This is a genomic window from Pseudomonas sp. QS1027 (assembly GCF_002814235.1).
GTDB lineage: Bacteria > Pseudomonadota > Gammaproteobacteria > Pseudomonadales > Pseudomonadaceae > Aquipseudomonas.
In genome coordinates this window covers 228,520-249,069 of record NZ_PHSU01000015.1, presented here as the reverse complement: position 1 = coordinate 249,069, position 20,550 = coordinate 228,520, and the positions used below count along the sequence as shown (strand labels likewise).

The 20,550-nt window shown below is 59.3% G+C and carries 22 protein-coding genes and 1 pseudogene; 6 read left to right on the top strand and 17 right to left on the bottom strand.

Annotated elements, in window-relative coordinates; genetic code table 11:
- Nucleotides 1-100: 100 nt before the first annotated feature.
- The 7 genes from CWE01_RS15365 to CWE01_RS15335 all read right to left on the bottom strand — a co-directional run bounded on the left by CWE01_RS15365 (nucleotide 101) and on the right by CWE01_RS15335 (nucleotide 5,312).
- A complete protein-coding gene (locus tag CWE01_RS15365) occupies nucleotides 101-391 on the bottom strand; it encodes a type II toxin-antitoxin system RelE/ParE family toxin (RefSeq protein ID WP_100941384.1) in 291 nt (96 codons plus the stop codon).
- The gene (locus CWE01_RS15360) at nucleotides 388-855 is read right to left on the bottom strand and encodes a hypothetical protein (RefSeq protein ID WP_100941383.1); all 468 of its coding nucleotides are present in this window, start codon (nucleotides 853-855) and stop codon (nucleotides 388-390) included. The genes CWE01_RS15365 and CWE01_RS15360 overlap by 4 nt, the downstream gene beginning before the upstream one ends.
- A gap of 155 nt (nucleotides 856-1,010) precedes the next feature.
- Nucleotides 1,011-1,778: an ABC transporter ATP-binding protein gene (locus CWE01_RS15355; RefSeq protein ID WP_100941382.1), complete on the bottom strand. Its 768-nt coding sequence runs from the start codon at nucleotides 1,776-1,778 to the stop codon at nucleotides 1,011-1,013.
- 20 nt (nucleotides 1,779-1,798) lie between these two features.
- Nucleotides 1,799-2,512, bottom strand: coding sequence for an ABC transporter permease (locus CWE01_RS15350; protein ID WP_100941381.1), 714 nt, complete (start codon nucleotides 2,510-2,512; stop codon nucleotides 1,799-1,801).
- Nucleotides 2,509-3,198 (bottom strand): ABC transporter permease, encoded by a 690-nt coding sequence (locus CWE01_RS15345; RefSeq protein ID WP_100941380.1) that lies wholly within the window; start codon nucleotides 3,196-3,198, stop codon nucleotides 2,509-2,511. Before CWE01_RS15345 ends, CWE01_RS15350 begins: the two co-directional genes overlap by 4 nt.
- A gap of 90 nt (nucleotides 3,199-3,288) precedes the next feature.
- Entirely contained in the window at nucleotides 3,289-4,077 is a 789-nt protein-coding gene (locus CWE01_RS15340; protein WP_100941379.1) for an ABC transporter substrate-binding protein, read from the bottom strand.
- Between the two features lie 65 nt (nucleotides 4,078-4,142).
- Nucleotides 4,143-5,312: a M20 aminoacylase family protein gene (locus tag CWE01_RS15335; RefSeq protein ID WP_100941378.1), complete on the bottom strand. Its 1,170-nt coding sequence runs from the start codon at nucleotides 5,310-5,312 to the stop codon at nucleotides 4,143-4,145.
- A gap of 85 nt (nucleotides 5,313-5,397) precedes the next feature.
- On the opposite strand from CWE01_RS15335, the gene CWE01_RS15330 reads away from it, so the two are divergent.
- Both CWE01_RS15330 and CWE01_RS15325 read left to right on the top strand, forming a co-directional pair.
- Complete coding sequence (locus CWE01_RS15330) at nucleotides 5,398-6,387, top strand: LysR family transcriptional regulator (protein WP_177410477.1); 990 nt, start codon at nucleotides 5,398-5,400, stop codon at nucleotides 6,385-6,387.
- A 128-nt stretch (nucleotides 6,388-6,515) separates the two neighbouring features.
- Nucleotides 6,516-6,770: a transcriptional regulator gene (locus CWE01_RS15325; protein ID WP_100941413.1), complete on the top strand. Its 255-nt coding sequence runs from the start codon at nucleotides 6,516-6,518 to the stop codon at nucleotides 6,768-6,770.
- A gap of 221 nt (nucleotides 6,771-6,991) precedes the next feature.
- Here the strand turns inward: CWE01_RS15325 and CWE01_RS15320 are convergent, their stop codons facing one another.
- Nucleotides 6,992-7,270: a DUF3077 domain-containing protein gene (locus CWE01_RS15320; RefSeq protein WP_100941376.1), complete on the bottom strand. Its 279-nt coding sequence runs from the start codon at nucleotides 7,268-7,270 to the stop codon at nucleotides 6,992-6,994.
- A 350-nt stretch (nucleotides 7,271-7,620) separates the two neighbouring features.
- Here CWE01_RS15320 and CWE01_RS15315 point away from each other — a divergent pair, with 350 nt between their 5' ends.
- Nucleotides 7,621-8,799 carry a GGDEF domain-containing protein gene (locus tag CWE01_RS15315; protein ID WP_100941375.1) on the top strand — a complete coding sequence of 393 codons (1,179 nt, stop codon included), beginning with the start codon at nucleotides 7,621-7,623 and terminating at the stop codon, nucleotides 8,797-8,799.
- A 76-nt stretch (nucleotides 8,800-8,875) separates the two neighbouring features.
- Nucleotides 8,876-9,751, top strand: coding sequence for a DUF4087 domain-containing protein (locus CWE01_RS15310; protein WP_100941374.1), 876 nt, complete (start codon nucleotides 8,876-8,878; stop codon nucleotides 9,749-9,751).
- A 51-nt stretch (nucleotides 9,752-9,802) separates the two neighbouring features.
- Here the strand turns inward: CWE01_RS15310 and CWE01_RS15305 are convergent, their stop codons facing one another.
- From CWE01_RS15305 to CWE01_RS15270, 9 genes and pseudogenes are all read right to left on the bottom strand, one after another.
- Nucleotides 9,803-10,450 (bottom strand): VOC family protein, encoded by a 648-nt coding sequence (locus CWE01_RS15305; protein WP_100941373.1) that lies wholly within the window; start codon nucleotides 10,448-10,450, stop codon nucleotides 9,803-9,805.
- 35 nt (nucleotides 10,451-10,485) lie between these two features.
- Complete coding sequence (locus tag CWE01_RS15300) at nucleotides 10,486-11,013, bottom strand: sterol desaturase family protein (RefSeq protein ID WP_218177042.1); 528 nt, start codon at nucleotides 11,011-11,013, stop codon at nucleotides 10,486-10,488.
- A gap of 1,022 nt (nucleotides 11,014-12,035) precedes the next feature.
- Nucleotides 12,036-12,479, bottom strand: a complete 444-nt coding sequence (locus tag CWE01_RS15295) for a TM2 domain-containing protein (RefSeq protein ID WP_100941372.1) — start codon at nucleotides 12,477-12,479, stop codon at nucleotides 12,036-12,038.
- 680 nt (nucleotides 12,480-13,159) lie between these two features.
- Entirely contained in the window at nucleotides 13,160-14,029 is an 870-nt protein-coding gene (locus CWE01_RS15290; protein ID WP_100941371.1) for a Kdo hydroxylase family protein, read from the bottom strand.
- 207 nt (nucleotides 14,030-14,236) lie between these two features.
- Nucleotides 14,237-15,025: a DeoR/GlpR family DNA-binding transcription regulator gene (locus CWE01_RS15285; protein ID WP_100941370.1), complete on the bottom strand. Its 789-nt coding sequence runs from the start codon at nucleotides 15,023-15,025 to the stop codon at nucleotides 14,237-14,239.
- A gap of 94 nt (nucleotides 15,026-15,119) precedes the next feature.
- On the bottom strand, nucleotides 15,120-15,884 hold the full coding sequence (locus tag CWE01_RS34305) for a methyl-accepting chemotaxis protein (protein ID WP_371917143.1): 765 nt from the start codon (nucleotides 15,882-15,884) through the stop codon (nucleotides 15,120-15,122).
- A 93-nt stretch (nucleotides 15,885-15,977) separates the two neighbouring features.
- Nucleotides 15,978-17,006, bottom strand: a pseudogene (locus CWE01_RS34300) (cache domain-containing protein); the annotation flags it as partial.
- 261 nt (nucleotides 17,007-17,267) lie between these two features.
- Nucleotides 17,268-18,545 (bottom strand): HAMP domain-containing sensor histidine kinase, encoded by a 1,278-nt coding sequence (locus CWE01_RS15275; protein ID WP_100941412.1) that lies wholly within the window; start codon nucleotides 18,543-18,545, stop codon nucleotides 17,268-17,270.
- Nucleotides 18,546-18,613: 68 nt separating this feature from the next.
- Nucleotides 18,614-19,324 (bottom strand): response regulator, encoded by a 711-nt coding sequence (locus tag CWE01_RS15270; protein WP_100941368.1) that lies wholly within the window; start codon nucleotides 19,322-19,324, stop codon nucleotides 18,614-18,616.
- 170 nt (nucleotides 19,325-19,494) lie between these two features.
- Between CWE01_RS15270 and CWE01_RS15265 the strand changes: the two genes are divergently transcribed.
- Together CWE01_RS15265 and CWE01_RS15260 are read left to right on the top strand one after the other, a co-directional pair.
- On the top strand, nucleotides 19,495-20,283 hold the full coding sequence (locus CWE01_RS15265; RefSeq protein WP_100941367.1) for a VacJ family lipoprotein: 789 nt from the start codon (nucleotides 19,495-19,497) through the stop codon (nucleotides 20,281-20,283).
- A complete protein-coding gene (locus tag CWE01_RS15260; RefSeq protein ID WP_100941366.1) occupies nucleotides 20,273-20,509 on the top strand; it encodes a hypothetical protein in 237 nt (78 codons plus the stop codon). The genes CWE01_RS15265 and CWE01_RS15260 overlap by 11 nt, the downstream gene beginning before the upstream one ends.
- The last annotated feature ends 41 nt before the right edge of the window (nucleotides 20,510-20,550 follow it).

Below are 20,550 nucleotides of genomic sequence, written 5' to 3'. Positions count from 1 at the left end.
CCCTTGGCCCGTGAAAACGGGTCGAGGGGCGTTCCAGAGCTTTTAAAATCGACTTTCTGCGTTTCCGAAGCAGAGTCTGGCAACGCCGCATTGCACTTGCTTAATCAGTTTTCGGCCACTGCTGGGCACCGTGCAACAAACGGATAATCTCGATGCGCTTGAGGCTGGGCCTGAGGCGGTAAACAACGACGAACGGGGTGCCGCCAATGACCAGTTCGCGTGTCCCTTCGATGCGACCGAACCGCCCCATCTCCGGGTGATCGGGCAACTGGCTGACCTGATGCTCAATGCGATCACCTTGGTCGATCGCAGCACCAGGATTGCGCTCAGCAATATAGTCGAGCTGTACATCACGGTCCTGAATCGCACTGGGGAGCCAGCGAATAATCAAGAACCGCCCTCCTTGATGCGTTTCGCCAACTCCGCTCGTTTCGCAGCCCAGCTTGATTTCGCCTCTTCATGCGATACCCACTGGGTATTCGGATCATCCGCTTCGGCCAGTCCCTGTTGCACCTGCTCACGAAACCATTTGTCGTGTTCGGCGGCCCCATGGGTACGCTTCAGCGCTTCTGCACGATCAGGTCGCGTCCGATTGGCGCTCTTGTCCTCGGGATTCCAGAGCGCAACATCGAAGGCACCGACCACAAGGCCGAGCCCGAGCAGCAGGTTCAGGGCCTGGCCAGGATTGCCGAAACTGCGCGGCTCGCTACTACGCGACTTGGCCAGTACGGCAGCGTCTCCGTTCCGGGTTTCGACCTGGACGAAAAAAGCCCCACCCAGGGCTTTCAGGGTGACACCGACGATGCCACCCGCATCGGTAGTGGCCCGCAGCTGTTCCAACGTGAGAGTGTGCATAGCGATTGTCCCATAGCATCACGTTTAATTGTTATAAAAGTACACGAGTAACAATTAACCTGCAATTTTCGCTCTGCTTACCGATGCGGTGAAGGTTGTAGGCGATCGCCGCATTCTCCCACTTGGCGACGGGTGAAACCCGCCCTCAAACGTAACTACTTAAGACTCCCAGCCAGAAACTGCTTCAACCGCTCGCTACGAGGCTGCTCAAAGACCCGGTCCGGGTCTCCCTGCTCTTCTACCCTGCCCTGATGCAGAAAAACCACATGGTTCGACACCTGCCTGGCAAATGCCATTTCATGGGTAACCACCACCATCGTCCGGCCTTCCTCCGCCAGCTGCTGCATGACCTTGAGCACCTCGCCCACCAGTTCAGGGTCCAGGGCCGAAGTCGGTTCGTCGAACAGCATCACCTGGGGCTCCATGGCCAGCGCACGGGCAATGGCGACACGCTGTTGTTGGCCACCGGACAGATGGGCCGGATACTGGCCCTCGACCTTTTCCGCCAGGCCGACCTTCGCCAGGTAATGACGCGCCCGCTCCTGGGCCTCCTTGCGGGTGAGACCCAGCACACTCATCGGGCACTCGACAAGGTTCTCCAGCACCGTCATATGGCTCCACAGATTGAAGTGCTGAAACACCATCGACAACTGGCTGCGCATCCGCTGCAACTGCCGGGGATTGGCCGCACACAAGTCTCCCCCTGAATTCTTGCGTGTGAGCAGTTCCTCGGCATTGACAGTGATGCGCCCCGCCGACGGCTGTTCGAGCAGGTTGATACAGCGCAGGAAGGTACTTTTTCCAGAACCCGAGGAACCGATGATGCTGATCACATCACCCGCCCTGGCCTTGAGCGAGACACCCTTGAGAACTTCATGGCTGCCATAGTTTTTATGCACATCTTCAACGATCAATTTATACATTCGAGCCAATCCGCTTGGAGTCAGTGCGTCCGGGGTTTGAGGTAGGCCAGCCAATGCAGCTCGCCACGTCGAAACAGCCAGATCAGGAAAAATGCGCTACCGGCATACAGCACTCCGGCAATGCCAAAGGCCGTGAAAGAGGCGTAGGTCGCCGAATTCACATCCCGGGCAATCTTCAGCAAATCGGGCACCGTGGCGGTGAACGCCACCGAGGTGGAATGCAGCATCAGAATCACTTCATTGCTGAACAGCGGCAGGGCCTGGCGTAACGCCGAGGGCAGGACAATCCGCCGATACAGCGTGAAGCGGTTCATCCCGAAGGCGCGCGCGGCCTCGACTTCACCGTGGGGAACGGCCCTGATGGCGCCGGCGAAGATTTCGGTCATGTAGGCACAGGTATTGAGCCCGAACGCCAACACCGTGCAGTTGAAGCCGTCACGGAAAAACGCGTTGAGGAAATCCTGCGATCGAATCACCTGCAAGCTGTACACCCCGGTGTAGAAGAACAGCAGCTGGATATACAACGGCGTACCGCGAAACACGTAGGTGTAACCCCAGACCGGCAGGCGCAGCAGCGGATTGCGGCTGGTGCGGGCCAACGACAACGGCACCGCCAACAAGAAGCCAATCAGCACGGCCAGAATGAGCAACCACAAGGTCACCGCCAACCCGGAAAAATACGGCCCGTCGCGCCACAGGTAAGCCTGCCAGTAATCGCCGAGAATGCCGGTCATAGGGCTGCCGTCCTGACACCCACCGAGTAGCGACGCTCAAGCCACATCAATACCCCGTTGGACACGGTGGTAATGGCGAGGTAGATCAGACCGCCGACCAGGGTGAAGTAGAAGAACTGTAGCGAGCCTTTGCCCGCATCCTGCGTGGCCTTGACCACATCGGTCAGGCCGATGATCGAGACCAGGGCCGTGGACTTGATCAACACCTGCCAGTTGTTGCCGATGCCTGGCAGCGCGTGACGCAGCATTTGCGGGAACAGCACCTTGCGAAAGGTGTTCCAGCGGCTCATGCCATAAGCCCGCGCCGCTTCGAGCTGACCCGCCGGAACGGCCTGGAAGGCACTGCGAAACGTCTCGGTAAAATAGGCCCCGTAAATGAACGCCAAGGTGACGACACCGGCCAGGAATGGGTCGATATCGACCTGGCTGACGCCCAACCAATCGGTCATCCGGTTGAGCAACATCTGCAGGCTGAAGAACAGCAACAGCATGATCACCAGATCCGGCATGCTGCGAATCGCCGTCGTATAACCGGTGGCCAGTGCTCGCAATAACCGATGGGAGGATAACTTCGAACTGGCGCCGAGCAGCCCTGCCAGAATGGCGATCGAGAGTGACCAGAGCGCCAGTTTGAGTGTGACCAGAGTACCCAGCAAAATCTGCGGGCCAAAGCCTTCCAGAAGCATTTCACTCTCCTTGTTTTTATTAGGGTGAGGTGAAGGGGATGCTGTAACGGAGCGGCCCGCACGACCGCTCCATTCAAGGTAGCGAGGGGCTTATTTCGCGCCGTAGACGTCGAAATCGAAGTACTTTTTATTGATCCGCGCGTAAGTGCCATTGGCCAGAATCGTCGCCAGGGCCTTGTTCAAGTCTTCGCGCAACTCGACATCGTTCTTGCGCAAGCCGATGCCATCGCCGACACCGAAAAAGGTCGGATCATCCAGGGTCGCCCCGGCAAACTCATAATCCTTGCCCGCCGCGGTGCCGAGAAAGCCGTAACTGGCTTGAATAGCGCCTTGTAGCGAAGCGTCGAGTCGGCCCACCACCAGGTCGGCGTAGACCTGGTCCTGATTCTGGTACGACAGAACGTCCACACCCTTCGTCCCCCAGACGGCTTTGGCAAAGGCCTCCTGGGTCGAGCCCTGTTCCACGCCAATGCGCTTGCCCTTGAGCGACTCGAGTGTCGGCAGCAGCCCTGATCCGCGCTTGACCACCAACCGCGCCGGCGCATTGGAGACCTTGTCGGTAAAGGCGATCTGCTCCTGGCGCTTGGGCGTCACGGTCATCGACGACGCCACCGCGTCGAACTTGCGCGCCAGCAGCGCCGGGATCATCCCGTCCCAGCTGCTTTCCACCCAGACACAGTGGGCTTTCAGCTCGGCGCAGAGCGCCTCGGCGATATCGACCCCGAAGCCGGTCAGGGAGCCATCCTTGTTCTTGTATTCCAACGGTGGGTACGTGGGATCGACACCCAGCTTCAAGGTTTTACCGGACCAGTCGGCCGCTCCGGCCAGGCTGGAGGCCGTCAGGAAAACCAGGGATACAGCTGCAATCATCTTGTTCATTGTTATTTTCCTCTTCAGACCAAAGACGCTGTTTCGTACAGACTGACGCGCGAAAATACGGCGTCTCAACTCAGGAAACGCTCGACCAACTTGACCCAGTAGCTCGCCCCGATCGGCAGGCAGGCGTCATTGAAGTCGTAGCCGGGGTTGTGCAACTGGCAGCCGCGCTCGCCTTCACCGTTGCCAATCACCAGATAGCTGCCGGGGCACTTCTCCAGGATGAAGGCGAAGTCCTCACTTGCGGTGAAGGGCCGCAGGTCGTCGATCAGTTGCTCCTCGCCCAACCAGTCCAGAGCGACCTCGCGGGCGAAGGCGGTTTGCTCGGGATGGTTGATCAATACCGGATGACAATGCTGGTAGTCGATCTCGGCACGGGCACCGAAACTGGCAGCCTGGCCCTGGACCAGCTCGGTAATCCTGACTTCGAGCAGGTGGCGAATTTCAGGTGTCAGCGCCCGCACGCTCAGGCTCATCTGGGCGCTGGAGGGGATGACATTCGACGCGCTACCGGCATGCAGGGAGCCCACCGTGATAATCGCCATTTCCTGTGGGTTGACGTTACGCGAGACGATGCTTTGCAGCGCCATCACAATGGACGAGCAGACCACCACCGGGTCGACCGCCTTGTGCGGCACCGCGCCATGGCCACCGTTGCCGAGGATGGTGATCGTCACCGTGTCGGCCGACGCCATGAACGGCCCGCTGTAGAAGCCCAGGTGTCCAACGGGATAACCCGGCACGTTATGCATGGCAAAGATCGCATCACACGGAAAGCGTTCGAGCAGCCCCTCCTCCAGCATTTTCCGCGCACCACCCAGTCCTTCTTCGGCCGGCTGGAAGATCACTTGCAGGGTGCCGTTGAACGTCCGGGTATGGGCCAAGTGCTTGGCGGCGGCCAGCAAGGTCGCCGTATGCCCGTCGTGACCGCAGGCATGCATGACCCCGTCAATCTGGCTGGCATAGGGCAGGCCGCTGGTTTCCTGAATCGGCAGCGCATCCATGTCGGCGCGCAAACCGATGGAACGGCCTTCGCCGTTTTTCAGGGTACCGACGACACCGGTCTTGCCGACGCCCGTGCTGACCTGAAAGCCCCATTGGGTCAAACATTGGGCAACACGCTCGCTGGTGGCGAACTCTTCAAAACCCAGCTCCGGATGCGCGTGAATGCTGTGACGCAACGCGATCATTTCATCCTGTATCGCTGCAATACCAGGCAGGACATGGCCGGCATCCATTGTTGTACCCCTTCGACAAGATCTGAGCAGTTGATGGGGTGGATCTTAAGGAAGGGACTCTGGGCTGGGGAGAGGCAGTTTGGTTATGATGACAACCACAAGTTGTCACCAGGGTGAGCGGATGAAGCTGCATCAATTACAGGCGCTGATTGCCAGTGCTGAAACCGGCAGTATCCGGGCGGCGGCGCGTTCGCTGGAGATTTCCCAGGCCGCGGTGACCAAGGCCCTGCGCGAGCTTGAAACCAGCCAACAGCTACCACTGTTCACCCGAACGCCCAGTGGCTTGAGCTTCACCGAATACGGCAAGGTGTTGCTGACTCATGCCCGGTTGGTGATCAAGCAGCTGGAACATGCGCAAACCGAACTCGATCACCTGCGGGGTAAGGCTCAGGGGCGGCTGTGTGTCGGGGTTACGCCGTGGATCGCGCTGACGTTCTTGCCCGAAGTGGTGGTGGCCTTTCGTGAGCAAATGCCGGAGATCCGCCTGGAGTTGTTTGAAAGCCTGATGGCGGTGGCCCAGCCGCTGTTGCGCGATGGCAGCATGGATTTTGCGATTGGCCAATTGCATCCGACGCAATCGGCCCAGGAGTTTGCCAGCGAAATCTTGCTGGATTACCAGACGTCGGTGCTGGTCCGCCAGGGCCATGCCCTACAGGGCGCGCGATCGATTCACGAATTGCTGGAGCAGGACTGGACGCTGAACTATGCGCCGGACGGGCACGATGGGCTGATGCAGGAGCTGTTCTGGCAGCATGGCGCGCAGATCGATGAGAAACGTATCGTCCGCGCCCATTCGCTGGCCATTTTGCAGATGATGGTCGAGCGGGCTGATATGTGCACCTGGGGACCGTCGATTGTGAGTATGGCGCCGCCCTTTCTTGGTCGATTGGTTTCCCTGGGACTGAAGGAACAGTTCGAACCGAGGCAGTTGAGCATCGTGACACGCCGCAATGGCGCGCTGAGCAAGCCGGCGCAGTGCTTCACGGATTGCCTGTTGCAGGTCATTCGGCGTCATGCGCGTTCGGCGAAGAAGGAGGATCGGCAGCTTTTTGAAACCTTACGGCTGAGACTGTGAGCCCCACTCGTATTACTGTTTGAGGCAGACGGATCGTTCGTCCGGCCATTCCACTAACGGTTGAAATGTACGCATCCATGAGGATGCAGCCACACCATTTATATAGATCGGTTGATGAGGACCTAATTATGGATTCCCCTGTGTTGTCATTTCGTGTCGACGAGGTTTTGATCGAACAACTCGATCAGTCATCAGCGGCAACGGATCGTGATTGCCAGAAGCATCTCAACCGCGCTTCGCCCCACTACCTTGGGTCCGAGTCACAGCACATCAATGCAATTGCCGAGGGTATCGCCGACGCTGAGGTCGGTAACCTGACAGATCTGCAAACCATCAAGGCCAAGTGGGCGAACCGTACCAACGGCCGGATGCAAGAAAATTAGCTCTATCCAAACTCCCGTTCAGAGCCCCTTACCGCGTGATTCATGGAGAAAATCCAGATCTTGTGCATCCTTCACCAACGCACGTAGCACGTAGAAGATTGGTGATTGCGGCTATTGCCGAACACACACCTGTGGGAGCCGAGCTTGCTCGCGAAGAACGATAACGCGGTGAGTCTGCCAACACTCACCGCCAATCTGGACCTCAACCGGACGTCACCCGCCTACACCGACGCCCCCCGCAACATCCCCTGTGTCAGATCATCGATGACCGCCTTACCCATCTCGCCCAGGTAATGCGATGCCCAGGCATAGCGCTCGCCGTCGCTTTCCAGGGCGGCATCGAGGGAGAGTGCTTTGGCGCAATAGAGCAGCAAGGACGCGTGCTCCATGGCTTCCAGCATGGGAACGCCGGGGTTTACGCGGAACAGTTCACGGCCTTGGGAGCCGCACTGGGAAAAGGTGATGACGCCCAGGGTTTTGTTTGAGGGTGGGTTGGTCATTGGGCACCTCCGGCGAATGCGTGGGTGCTGGAGACTTGAAGCTGAAGTTCTTGATTCGAAACGTTCATGCGCTACTCCTACCTTAGAAGAAAGCGCCAACAATCTAATCGATGGTGGCGCCTATGCGCCCATTGTTCCGCAGGTTTCCAGGCCCGGTCGCTGGATTTGCAGCGACAACTCAAGGGTAGCGTGACACCAAAAGCATTCAAGAAAGCGTTTGAGGCCAAATATTTCGGGAACGCGAAGCTGAACTGTATTGGCTGATCACCAAGAACGACCCCCTCCGAAAAATCAGCCCAAACGCTTACAATCGAGCCCCATCACCGCCAACCCTACAGGCCAGTCAGACCATGGCGCTCGATCCTCCCACGATGCTAACCCTCTCGATCGCCCTCGCAGCCGCCGCCGCGCTGTATCTGGGAATCGAATGGCGCAGTATTCGTGAATCCTCGCTGCTGTTCTGGAGCGCTGGTTTTGCGACGATTACCGTTGGGTCGACACTCGCCCTGCTACGCGGTAGCGGCCTTTTGCTGATTGGCATCTGGTTCGCCAACGGCCTCCTGGTGGCGGCCCACTGGCTTTTCCTGCTGGGCGTCGCGCACTTCACGAAAAGGCGCCTGTCTCGCGCCTGGTACCTGATCTTCATCATCTGGCTGGCACTGTTGTTACTACCGGGCGAGCAGCCATGGTCGAAGGTCGTGCTGTTGGTCAATTCGCTGCTAATAGCCCTGTTGACGCTCAGAGCCAGTTTCCTCCTGCGTCCCCATGGCAAGTCGTTGAGCGTGGGGGCGGTACAGCTGCGTTATGTGCTGCTGATCCATGGAGTTTTCTACCTCATCAAGGCGATATCGGCAGTTGTCCCCGGCAGCCTGATCGATCTTGCCGCCCTCCGTGGCGAGATCATCCAGATTTCGCTGGTCGAGGGCGTGATGGCAATCATGCTGATCGCACTGTCGATGACCGGTACCGAACGCTACCGACGGGAGAAACGCATAGCCCGACTGGCCGCACGCGATCCGTTGACCTCCCTGTACAACCGCCGAGCCCTGGAAGTGCGGGCAACGCCTCTGCTGAATGAAGTCTCAAGCAGCCGACCGGGCGCCTTGCTGCTGATCGATATCGACAACTTCAAGCTGGTCAACGACCTGTACGGCCATACCGCCGGCGACCGGCTGCTCATCGCCCTGAGCAGGATGATTCGTTCGACACTGCCCAAAGATGCACTGGCAGCACGGCTGGGCGGGGACGAATTCGTCATCCTGCTGAGCAACGCCTCAAGTGAGCGAATTGTGGAACTGGGTAACGCGCTACGTGGCCAGTTTCACAAGGAGGCCTCGGAAACATTCACCACGCCCGAGGCGGTGACCCTGAGCATCGGAGCCAACCTGTTCGACCAACCGCCGGCCAGTCTGACGGCGTTGATCGAACAAGGCGACGCTGCGCTCTACGAGTCCAAACGCGGTGGACGCAACAGTATCCGCCTGCTCGATCAGACCCTTGCGAGCCGGGAATCGCTGCGGACATACTGATTCGCGGCTCACCTCGGTTTTCGGCGACCACTCCAGTGCAACGCCACCACGTGATGAACACAGACAAGGACGCTCCATGCCCAGCCTCTCCCTGCACAGCCAACTCTCCCTGCTCACTCTCGTACTCACCTGCCTGGCCCTGCCTGCTCAGGCCGCCGACAAGGTCGAACGCCGCTGCGGCTGGTTCGAAAACCCGACCCCGGCAAACGCCACCCTCACCGACCGTGACGGCACCTGGGAAATCGCCAGTCAGGGTGGCTACCAGGCCGAAGGCGACTGGCCGCAGTTCAGCGATGCGCAATGGGTGCGCACCAATGGGCATTACGGCTACGGCTGTGGCTGCATGACCGCCAGCGCCGATCCCCAGACCCACCGTTTGAACAACCTCACCAACGCCGTCGCCCGCCCACTGGCGGCCTGCCGCAACGATGCGACCTTGCACGAGCCGGCCAATCCGCTGGCGCCACGACCGCCCGATGTGCCGGCCTCGGCCAAAAACATGAAGCCCTACCAAGCCACCGGCTTCAGCTTCAACTACCCGAAGGGCTGGAAGGTCAGCAAGAACAAGGAGTGCCTGAACCTCAATCAGCCAAAGACTCAGACCAACGAGGAATACACCCTCAACCTGTGCGTCCAGCACGGCACACTGCAACAGGCCGCCGACAGCATGATCTTCTCCCAGGAAGACGGCGTCTGGATGCGTAGCGCCGGCATGGACTCGCCCAGCCCCGTCGACATTATCGAAGGCCCGGGCTGGAAAGGCATGCAAACGACCCAGACTTGTGGCGTCGGTGATGAAGAAACCGGCTTTCATGCCGCCGGAGGCACTTGCCTGATGGCCATCGTCTACAACGCCAAGACGCAGTTGCTGTTCGACACCGTAGGCTACTATCAGGACTTCGACACGATTGGTGCAATCATTCGGTCGGTTCGGTTTGACGAGAAGCAGTAGAAAACACGCGCCCCATATATGCCTGTTGACTGCAACAGATCCGAGTACGAATCACGCACTCGAAATCGGCAATGTTTTTAAACCGCTGGGTGTTTGAATATGAGCGACCAGATACGGAGTTGAAGTTTCTTTGAGCGCATGAAGATAAACCGGCCCCGAAAAGTTTATGGCCGTCAGAACCGCTCTGACTTTTTCCGGATCAGTATGGAAGACGTCCAAAGCCACTAGAGAACAGCCTTTGTCTTGTAGTGCGCTCGCGGGATGAGTCGCCTGTTCCCATTGGATCAGGGTCGGGGCTCCCCCTCCCAGGGGAAGGTTTCCGTCCGCAGGTATCGTTATCTGCCAAGACAACGTTCCTCTGGTCATGGGCTCAACATCCCCGACGATGTCGTGGCAGAAAGCGCTGACAGCATGGATATCATCGGTTCGCGCAACCCATGTCGCCAGGCGTGCCGGTGAGTCGGGTGCAAGTTGATCAAGACCGAACCAGCGAGGCCGGCTGGGGCGCTCAGCAGATGGATCAACGGCAATCACTTCCAGATAGAGCTCGGGGCCAAGGTGAAGCAGCCGGTTGTGGGTACCCATGCGGGGATGGGCACCGCCCGGCTGAAGGTCGACGCCCAGAATGTCAGTGACGAACGCGCAGCCGCTATCGAGGTTCGGCGCCACGATAGCCAGGTGATCGATAGTGCTTTTCACGCGATCAGCTCCTTGAAGCGTTTTTTGCCTCGACTTTATTCAACCTCACTCGTGCCATCGCCCCGCCAAACTGCACGGCGCCCTTCCCCTCCACGCTCAGTCACCTCACGGGACTCGCGCAACTGCCTCTTCAACGTGCGTAGCGGTGGGGCATACAGAAAGCCGAACGACACACTGTTCTTGCGCCCCTTCACCGCATGATGCAACAGGTGAGCCTGATACAGGCGTTTCAAATAGGGATGACGGGGGCACGGCTGAAATGGCCAATAACGGTGGACGATACCGTCATGCACCACGACATAGATAATCCCGAATGCCGCCACTCCGGCACCCATCCACTGCAAGGGGTCGTATCCACTGTTGCCCAATACAATCAGGGTGACGGCCGCCGCCGCCAATACCAGCAGGTAGATGTCGTTGGTCTCGAAGGCGCCCAGGTGCTCCTCATGATGGGAACGGTGCAGAAACCAGCCCCAGCCGTGCATCACGTACTTGTGCGCGAGATAACCGACCCCTTCCATGGCCATCAGGGTGCAGAGAAACAAGGCAACGTGGGTGATCATGGAACGCCGTGAGCTCGCAGGTACGTCGGGAAAGGCGGCTGGGAAATACTTGAGCCGTGCCCAAGCATACCTCGGTAGGGGGGGAAATCGAATGCGATGAGCGATTCAGCGCTGATTTTCTCAAAGGTCGCTGGCTCGGCGTGGAAAAAGACGACCCAACAGTCGTCCCTGGGATCTGAATCAAAACCCGCCCCGACCGAAGCCGGGGCAGGCCACTTCAATAACCCTTACCGCTGATTATCGTAGTGATCCCGTAGAAACTCATACAGATGATAAACCCGTAACAAGTTGACTACGAGGCTCCAGGTACGCCGAAGAATCTTGGACATACATTGACCCCCAAAGTGGGCCAACCCTCAAGCACACTTACCGGAACACGCATGCCTTCGAGAACTACGTTGTTAGTCTCAGTGAGGTGGCCAGGCCGATGGCCCCCTGAGCCAATCCGGCACGGGGTACTAAACCGTGTCAGGAGGTCCTAAATGCGCGCGCTGGCTTGACCACTTCATAAAGTCTTTTAACGAAAGAGCCCAAAAATCATACCTCAGCTCGAATATGGAACTGAAAGCAAAAAATGTTACTTGTCCGAAAAATCTCAATCAAAACATTGCAGGCCTTCAACTCACCTCAACACTCAGAAATATAATGAACTACTCCCAGGCTTGCGTGATAAACATGACTTCAGTAGAGTAAAGGTTCGTTGTTAGTCTCAGTGAGATGAGCAAGCTAGCTTCACATCCGGCTTGCGGAAAAAACCACCCTACTAAGGTGGTTTTTTTTCGCCTCGATTTATCCGGCAACGGCCACATCGCCGCTCGCTCACCCTCAAAACCAGGGCATGCCGAAGGTGCCGCGTCAGCCCAACGGCTATCGCTAGCAAGCATGTTCTCAGGAAATATCGAGAGGGTAAGGCAAAGCCGCTATACAGGCAGGACATTCGTCAGTCGAACAGGAGCACCCAACGTGCCCCTGCCCAACGCAGACAACCGACCCGGACTCACTCAAGCCCAGGAATCAGTGACTCAGAACCAGCCGCGTTTACCAACCACATAAGTCTGCTCGAAGTCATCTTCGGACTTGAGCAGGTAAATGATGAACTCAACAAAGGCGACAATACTGATCACGATCGACGGGATACCGAGCAGCAGCCAGCCGAACAGGAACACCAGCAGCATGATCACGCCCTGGACGTTGTAGCCCAGGTAGAACTTGTGCACGCCAAAAGCACCGAGGAAGAACGCCAGCAGGGCCGCCGGGATCTTCTTGGAGTTGCCGCTCGCAGCAGCGCCGTCGGCGAAGATGGCCTCGGCAAACGCACCATTGCTGGCGAAGTCGACACGGGCGCCGGCCTTGGGCAGCACCGCGGCTTTCCACTCGACCACGTCAAAGGTGTAACGGTTGCCGTCATCACCGGAAATAATGCCGTTACGGGTGTTGGTGTCGTAACTCAGGATCTTGCCTTTCATTTACAGCTCCTTGGGAAGAACAGGACAGGGGATGCGGGATAGTATCCAGGGGATTAAAGGCAGGAAAATCACTTTTTCCGGACAACCTGCACCTGCGCGAACGCGCCATCGACAATCGCCGAGCAACGCTCGTCGACATCAATCAATACGGTCGGGTGGTTTTTCAGGTTTGAGTAGTTGGACCGACAGGCCATCGCTCGTCCTTGAAAAGTGACTACCGGACAAGGCTGAAATCGATCAGCACGTCATCGGCAGTTTCACTGCGTATTCCTTAACCGCCATGAAGGCCTGAGTCGCTGGCGCGTGGAGAGGGCCAGTAGCAGAGGGCTTTGGGGAGGAAAGCTACTATTTCGCTGGCGCGGCGTCTAGGGGGTACGAGAAGGAACAGGCTATTGCAGGCAAAAGTGCGGCAAGCTCGGGGATGAAGCGCGCAAGCCTGGGCTCACGCGCTTCATTCATCAGAACGCGATACCGACCTTGGCCCCGAACTCGTCGATCTTGAATTTGGTTCAAAAAATACTGACCAAGTGTTCATATTTCCGTCATTTTTCTAACTCAGGCAAAAAGCAACGCGCACGCTCTACCCGGCGGCATGCCGGGCAGACGCCAATATTCGCGAGGGGGGGGGTTGCACAGCCGAGTACCCAGTCGGCCGCGCACAGGTCAGTCAGTGCGAGGCCTCAAACCAAAGGCCGACCCATCATCCGCGTCAGGATCGCCAAGGGATTGGACTGGGGGTCGTACTGCTTGTCGGCAGGTATGTGCAGAGTCTGCTCGAGCATGTACTGGCCGGACATGACCGCATGCGGCACCTGGTCCGAGAAGCACACCCAGACCGAGCCGGCAGCGAATGGCATGGTCACTTGCTCGGCGGTTTCCTGATAGGCCTGATCGCCCTTCATGCCGTCATGCAACTGCAACATCAGATGGTCATATTCGCTGCGATATGACTTGGTGATGTGCAACGCCTTCAACAGGCTGGCCTGCCAGGCCACATAGGGCTTGGCCCGTGGCAGGAACTTGCGGGCCACCGTTTCGAAAGGCTCGCCCACACGCCACACACGCGGCACACCCTCGGGGTTGATGTTGCTGAACACCCGTAGAATCCGCTCACCGTAGTTGGGACGCGAAGGAAAGGCGTCGACATGCAGGCGACGATCATCCGCGCGCCAGGACTGGGCACGGGTCTCGACCTGCATCGGACGGTAGCTGGTAGGTGCCAGGCGCAAAGCACCCTGGTAGCGAGGCAGCAGCGAATATACCAACGTCTGCGCCTGCTCGCGGAAACGTCCGATCATCTCGGTCAGCGCCTGTTGCACGGCAGCATCGCCTTCGGCGCCCTTGAGGTGATTATTCGCATCCAGGCTGATATTACGAGCCTTGGGTGAGCGAATATCCGGACGGAGCAAGGACTTCTCTTCTTCCCGCAGTTCAAACGACAACCGGGGGAAATAAAGCACCTTGCCCGCTTCCAACGCAGCGATCCAGTCCGCGTTCACTTCAGGCATCCGCCAATCGGCGAAATCGATGCCTATGATCTGAGAATCCATTTCCTCAGGGGGCCTCTTTGGGGAGTAGGCCTGCAATGATGCGGCGAGCCGACCGACCATTGCAATGTTTTGTTACCTTCGATTACAAGATGACTGGTTCAAGAGGGCTCAGCTAGAGGCCTCGACGATCTGCACGGCGACTCTGCAACGCCCGGAAATCCTGACTCATACGACAGACGGTCAACTGCACCCGGCAACGCCCTCCTCTCAAACCTCCAACTGCACGACCTCGATCCCCATGCGCCGATAAGCCTGGATATCCTCCGACGGTACAAAGTGCTCCGTCAGCATCGTCTGCAAGCGCGAACAGGGTGCGACCACAAACGGCTCCACGGCGCCGAGCTTATCGGCCGTGGTCACCGCCACCACGTGCGAGGCGCTGTCGAGCATGGCCTGTTTCACGGCGACTTCGTCGTAATACAGGGAGGTAATCCCCATTTCCGGGTGAATCGCACAAACGCCGGTAAACAGCAGGTCGGCCTTGATGCCCTGGATCAACCGCACCGCCTCATGCCCGCCAGAGGCCATGGTCGCCGGGTTGAGCTTGCCACCCGCGAGGATCACGGTGATACCCGGATGCTCGGCCAGGGTCATGGCGATCATCGGCGAACAGGTGACGGCGGTGATCGACAGCCCGGACGGCAGCGACTGGGCGATCTGCAAAGTTGTACTACCGGAGTCGAACAGCACGATCTGCCCCGATTCAACCCGACGTGCGGCCATTTTCGCCAGCTGGGTTTTCACTTCATTGGGTTCGGCGACCCGGGTGAAGTAGTCCTTGCCGGTGTCCTTGGGACGCGGCAGCGCGCCGCCATGGACCCGCTGCAACAGCCCGGCCTGGGAGAGCTCGGCAAGGTCGCGGCGGATGGTGTCTTCCGACACCGCGAAATGCTGGCCCAGCTCAGAGGCCATGACCTTACCGTCCCGTTCGAGCAACAACAGGATCTTTTGCCGCCGCAGGTAAGGCAATTCCGAAGCTTGATGGACGCTATGCATGTTTACGCCTGAGTCTGCATGTTTATGCCGACTTATACGAGACTCCCGGGCGAATAGCAACTTCGTGCGAAGGGCCTCTCAGGCAAAGCGCACCTCAAATACGGAAACCGCTGACCAGTTGCTCCAACCGAGCGGTCTGCTGCTCCAGATCGGAACAGGCCAGGAGCGTGGCGTTGAGGTTCTCCACCGCATCCTTGTTCAAGGTATCGATCTGGGTGATGTCCATATTGATCGCCTCGACCACGGCGGTCTGTTCTTCGGTGGCGGCGGCCACCGACTGGTTCATCCCGTCGATCTCGCCGATACGCCGGGTAACCTGCCCCAGGTGCTCGCCGGCCTGATTGGCGATGGTCACGCTCTCCGCGCTGTATTGCTGGCTCTCGGCCATGGTCCGTACCGCCTGCCGGGAACCGACTTGCAGTTCCTCGATCATCCCGTGGATCTGCTGGGCCGAAGCCTGGGTCCGTCCGGCAAGGTTGCGTACCTCATCGGCGACCACCGAAAAACCGCGCCCGGACTCTCCCGCCCGGGCGGCCTCGATGGCGGCATTCAGTGCCAGCAGATTGGTCTGCTCGGAAATCGCCTGGATCACCTTGAGTATCTGGCCGATGCTCGAAGTGTGGCTATTGAGCTGCTCGATCCGGGCGCTGGAGGAAAGGATCTTGGCCGACAGTTCATTCATCGCCTGGATCGAGCGATCGACCACCCGCCGCGCTTCATCGGCCGTGTCCCGCGCATCGGAGGCGCCCTGTGAGGCATCCGCGGCATTTACGGCGATCTCCTGGGCGGCGGCGCCCAATTGATTGATGGCCGCCGCGACACTGCTGGTGCGCTGGGACTGGTTATCCGAGTTGCTCATCGAGGCGTTGGAGGCATTGACCACCCGGCTGGCCACCTGGCTCAAACGCGCGGTGGTCGAGGCCACTTCGCGGATCGAGCCATGGATGCGCTCGACAAAACGATTGAAGGCCCCCGCCAGATGGCCGAACTCGTCACGCGACTGGATTGGCAGGCGCTGCGTCAGATCGCCATCGCCCTGGGCAATGTCCTCCAGCGCACGGGTCATATGGTGCAAGGGCTTCATCAGCAGCCTTATCAACAGGCTGAGCAACACAAAGGTGATAGCCAGCAGTACGACAGTCGCGATCAGCACCGAAAGACGAAACTGGGTCAACGCCGCGTAGGCCTTGTCCTTGTCGACGGCCAGGCCCACAGACCATTTCACCGAAGGCAGGCCTTGCACGGGCATGAAGGTCAGCAGCTGCGTGCTGCCCGCCTGATGCACCTCGGTCAGTTCGGCGCCGATCCGCGCCGGCTCCATGCCGTAGATATCACGCAGGTTCTTGGTGACCAGGGTCTTGTCGGGGTGCACCAGGATATTGCCGTCGGCACTGACCAGGAAGGCATAACCGATGCCGCCGAAATCCTGGGCGTTGATCATCCGGGCCATCTTGTCCAGGCTGATATTGACCCCAAGCACACCCAGTACCTGATCACCGGACTTGATCGGAGCAGCCTCGCTCATGACCAGGTAGTCGCTGCCCACGCCAATATAGGGTTCGGTCAGGATCGGGCCGTTTTTAACCGCGTCCGAGTACCAGGGCCGCTGGCGCGGATCGTAGCCGTCGGGCATGACCCGGTCAGGAAAGATATCGAAGGCGCCGTCGCGTGTTGCCCTGTAGCTGGCGACGAAAGTCGAGGTAAGCGCAGGCTGTTGAAGCAGGGTATGAACCTTCTCCTTGGCCGGGTCGAGCGCGACAACCTGGGCCATCGCGTCCACCAACAACAAACGATCGCTCAACCAGGTTTGAATATTCTGGGCCAGGACCTGCCCGGTGGTGTGCAAGTTGTTCTCGATATTCCCGCTGATTGCGTTGCGCTGTTGATAATCGCCATACAGTGCGAAAACCGCAAAGACCACAACAACCACGGTAGAAACGGCGAGCAGGATCTTCTGACTGAACTTCAAATGAATATTCATGGTTTTGGCTACTGCACAATGGAGGGCTTTTTGTTTGGTTTTATATCAAGGCAGGGCAAAACAATGGGCAGGGCGAAAGTCACCCTTAATGGGGAAAGTTTCAGTGTTGGTTAAAAGACTGTCAAACAACAAATACCCGGGGGCTGGCATCAAAAAAACTGATCGCCCCAGGCATTACAGTGTGCTCTTTACCGTTGTATGAAGTTGCCAACGTTTTATGCTTAAAAGAACGTGATAACAAATACGTCCGCAGGGCGCTGACTACAACGCCCCTTGCACCGGCAAAGCCACCAGGGCGATCAACCCGCCACCCGCCTGGTTGCTCAGGGTCAGCGCCCCACCCTGCTCCTGCACAATCGCCCGGGCCGCCGACAACCCCAGTCCGACACCGCCCGTACTCTTGTTGCGCGAACTCTCCAGCCGGAAGAACGGTTCGAACACCTGCTCAAGGTAATCCGCGGCGATCCCCGGCCCACGATCCTGCACGCGGATCAGCAGTCGTTCTCCGTCCGGCTCCAACTCGATCGATGGCTGACTGCCGTACTTGATGGCGTTATCCAGCAAATTGCCGATGACACGCTTCAGTCCCAATGGTCGCCCGAAATACACCCACCTGGACGGTCCCACGAAGTCGACCTCAATCCCCTGGTCGCGATAATCGTCCACCAGGGTTTGCAGCAATTCCGCCAAGTCGAAGGAGGTTGCCTCTTCCAGGCGCGCATCGTCCCGGAAGAACTCCAGTGCGGAGTTGATCATCGCCTGCATTTCATCGACGTCGCGAAACAACCGCTGCTGTTGCTCCTCATCCTCGATGAACTCACCCCGCAAGCGCATGCGGGTCAAGGGCGTGCGCAGGTCATGGGAGATGGCCGCGAGCATCTGCGTGCGGTCCTTGATGAAGTGTTGCAACTGGGCCTGCATGGCGTTGAAAGCGAGGATCGCCTGACGGATTTCATGGGGCCCGACCGGCTCCACCGGCGGCGCCCGGAAGTCGATGCCAAAACGCCGTGCGCCCTGGGCAAATTGTTGCAGGGGCCTGGCCAGGCGCCGGGTGGCGATCAGCGTGACCACAGCGGTGGAAATCAGCACCAGTACGATCACGATCAGACCGCGCGGCCCCTCCTCCAACCCCCAACTGCGTGAGGCGGCAGAAAACATAAGCCAGGAGCCATCATCCAACTGGATCAGCAATGCATAGCGCCCGCCCGGGCCCGGCCAGTCGGAGGGCCGATAGGCCTCGATCCGCCGATTCGGCGCATTGAGCGCCCGGCGTATGGCTTCCGAGCCCCGGCCCCGGACTTCTTCGACGATTTTTGGCTGGGCGATATCGTGACGGTCGAGGTACCAGTTCACCTGCATGTTCGGGTCGCTGACCACCGCCGCCAGACGGGCACGCTGCCCGGGGTCGGAGGCTTCGAGCACCCGACTGATGGAGGCGATCTTTTCCAGCAGGCCGGTCTCGATCAGGGAGGGATAGGCCCAGACACCGGCCAGTTTGACGAACAGCGCGTTGAACCCCAGCGCCGTGAGCATGGCCATCAGGATGGTCAGGGCGATCCAGCGCGCCACCGTGTCCCTGGGGCGATAACGCCCGGCTCCGAGGCGGCTCACTGGCGTGTCACTTCGGGGGTGAACAGATAGCCGCCATTGCGCACCGTGCGAATCATCGCCGGGCGCTTGGTGTCGAACTCCAGCTTGCGTCGCAGGCGGCTGACCTGGACGTCGATGCTGCGGTCGAACGCGTCATGGCTGTGCCCGCGCGCCAGGTCCAGCAGTTGTTCACGGGTGAGGATGCGCTGGGGATGCTCGACAAACACCAGCAGCAGATCGAACTCCCCGGCCGACAGCGGGATCATCACCTGGTCCGGCGAACGCAGTTCGCGTCGGGTCAGGTCCAGTTGCCAGTCGGCGAAGCGGATCAGCGGGCGCGGCACTTCACCGCTCAACGGCCGGCTTTCCCCGGCACGGCGCAATACCGCCCGAACCCGTGCCAGCAACTCGCGGGCATCGAAGGGTTTGCTCAGGTAATCATCGGCGCCCATTTCCAGGCCCACCACCCGGTCGCTCAACTCGCCCATGGCGGTCAGCATGATCACCGGGGTCGCGTACTGCCGACGCAGGCGCTGGCACAGCATCAAGCCGTTCTCTCCTGGCAGCATCAGGTCAAGGATGATCAGGTCCGGGGCCTGGCGCTCCACCGCGGCCCACAATGCGGCGCCATCGGCGGCGACCTCCACCGTGTAGCCATGCAACACAAAGAATTTCTTCAGCAGGGCAAGGACCTCGAGGTCGTCGTCCACGATCAACAGACTGCTCACCGGCGGCCATCACTCGAAATGGGAAAGAGCTCCATCTAAAACCATTCGCCGCGCTCCGTCATATATTTCAATGCGGTAACAAACCATCAGTCCAGCAATAAAGCAGACATCTTTGCGCAAGGCGCGGCTGCCAGCATCGGCCGCCCTTATTCCGCAGAGATTGTTTGCCCATGCCCCCGCTCAAGTGTTCGCCCGCCCTGCTCCGTCACGTCGCGCTGTTGCTGACCGTTTCGTACCTGGCCGGCTGCAGCAGCCAGGCCCCGGTGGCGAGCGCCAGTTGCGCGCAAGTCGACCACCCGGTGTTCGACCCGGCCCAGCGGGTCAACCGGGGGATTTTCGCCTTCAACAGGGTCGTCGATGACTATGCCCTGGCCCCCGTGGCCCGTGGATATCTCCACCTGCCGAATTTCTTCCAGCGCGGTGTGCATAACTTCACCACCAACTTTGGCGAGCCCAAGGTCTTCGTCAACGACTTGCTGCAAGGCAACCTGAAACGTTCGGCCACAACCCTGGGACGTTTCACAGTCAACACCACCCTCGGCGTCGCGGGCCTGATCGACGTTTCGGACCCGATGGGCATCCCCCGTCACACCGCCGACTTCGGCCAGACCTTTGGCGTCTGGGGCATCGGCAACGGGCCCATCATCGAACTGCCGCTGCTGGGCACCGGCAACGCCCGCGACGCCGCCGGACGCGTACTCGGCCTGGCCTTCAACCCCTTCGGCACCAACAGCGACACCGTCAAGACCCTGGAAACGGTCAACCTGGTCGGCGGCGTCATCGACCAGCGCGCCGAACTGCTGCCGCTTACCGACAGCCTGAAAAAACTGCCGGACTACTACAGTGCCATGCGTAATGTTGTCGCCGAACATCGCGCGGCTTTCGTGCAGGAAGGTAAACAGGGCAGCACCCAGCCGGAGAAAGACCGCTGCCAGGGAGCCGTCCAGGATGGTTTCTGAACAGCGGGCACTGATTCTGGAACAGCGGGTGAGTAAACCCGCCGGCAGCGACCTGTTCTGCCACGAGGTCAGCCTGCGACTATCGGACGACCAACGCCACCTGATCCTCAGCCGCTATACCGAGCACTACAGCCCCCAGGGGTCGCAATCGGTCGAACGGCATTACCAGGTGCCAATGGACGATGCCCTGCGCTGGCTGGTCCAACGGGCAGAGCACGGCGCCTGAGCGGGAGCCCTTCTCACCGGCCTCGAGTGTGCACCCTGCAC

Coding starts and splice junctions, on each gene's coding strand:
- CWE01_RS15290 (WP_100941371.1), bottom strand. CDS start 14,029: ATGGATTCTCAGATCATAGGCATCGATTTCGCCGATTGGCGGATGCCT.
- CWE01_RS15350 (WP_100941381.1), bottom strand. CDS start 2,512: ATGACCGGCATTCTCGGCGATTACTGGCAGGCTTACCTGTGGCGCGAC.
- CWE01_RS15300 (WP_218177042.1), bottom strand. CDS start 11,013: ATGATCACCCACGTTGCCTTGTTTCTCTGCACCCTGATGGCCATGGAA.
- CWE01_RS15330 (WP_177410477.1), top strand. CDS start 5,398: ATGATGACAACCACAAGTTGTCACCAGGGTGAGCGGATGAAGCTGCAT.
- CWE01_RS15315 (WP_100941375.1), top strand. CDS start 7,621: ATGGCGCTCGATCCTCCCACGATGCTAACCCTCTCGATCGCCCTCGCA.
- CWE01_RS15335 (WP_100941378.1), bottom strand. CDS start 5,312: ATGGATGCCGGCCATGTCCTGCCTGGTATTGCAGCGATACAGGATGAA.
- CWE01_RS15320 (WP_100941376.1), bottom strand. CDS start 7,270: ATGACCAACCCACCCTCAAACAAAACCCTGGGCGTCATCACCTTTTCC.
- CWE01_RS15260 (WP_100941366.1), top strand. CDS start 20,273: ATGGTTTCTGAACAGCGGGCACTGATTCTGGAACAGCGGGTGAGTAAA.
- CWE01_RS15275 (WP_100941412.1), bottom strand. CDS start 18,545: ATGGCCATGCTCACGGCGCTGGGGTTCAACGCGCTGTTCGTCAAACTG.
- CWE01_RS15360 (WP_100941383.1), bottom strand. CDS start 855: ATGCACACTCTCACGTTGGAACAGCTGCGGGCCACTACCGATGCGGGT.
- CWE01_RS15285 (WP_100941370.1), bottom strand. CDS start 15,025: ATGCATAGCGTCCATCAAGCTTCGGAATTGCCTTACCTGCGGCGGCAA.
- CWE01_RS15340 (WP_100941379.1), bottom strand. CDS start 4,077: ATGAACAAGATGATTGCAGCTGTATCCCTGGTTTTCCTGACGGCCTCC.
- CWE01_RS15355 (WP_100941382.1), bottom strand. CDS start 1,778: ATGTATAAATTGATCGTTGAAGATGTGCATAAAAACTATGGCAGCCAT.
- CWE01_RS15310 (WP_100941374.1), top strand. CDS start 8,876: ATGCCCAGCCTCTCCCTGCACAGCCAACTCTCCCTGCTCACTCTCGTA.
- CWE01_RS34305 (WP_371917143.1), bottom strand. CDS start 15,884: ATGAGCAACTCGGATAACCAGTCCCAGCGCACCAGCAGTGTCGCGGCG.
- CWE01_RS15265 (WP_100941367.1), top strand. CDS start 19,495: ATGCCCCCGCTCAAGTGTTCGCCCGCCCTGCTCCGTCACGTCGCGCTG.
- CWE01_RS15295 (WP_100941372.1), bottom strand. CDS start 12,479: ATGAAAGGCAAGATCCTGAGTTACGACACCAACACCCGTAACGGCATT.
- CWE01_RS15325 (WP_100941413.1), top strand. CDS start 6,516: ATGGATTCCCCTGTGTTGTCATTTCGTGTCGACGAGGTTTTGATCGAA.
- CWE01_RS15345 (WP_100941380.1), bottom strand. CDS start 3,198: ATGCTTCTGGAAGGCTTTGGCCCGCAGATTTTGCTGGGTACTCTGGTC.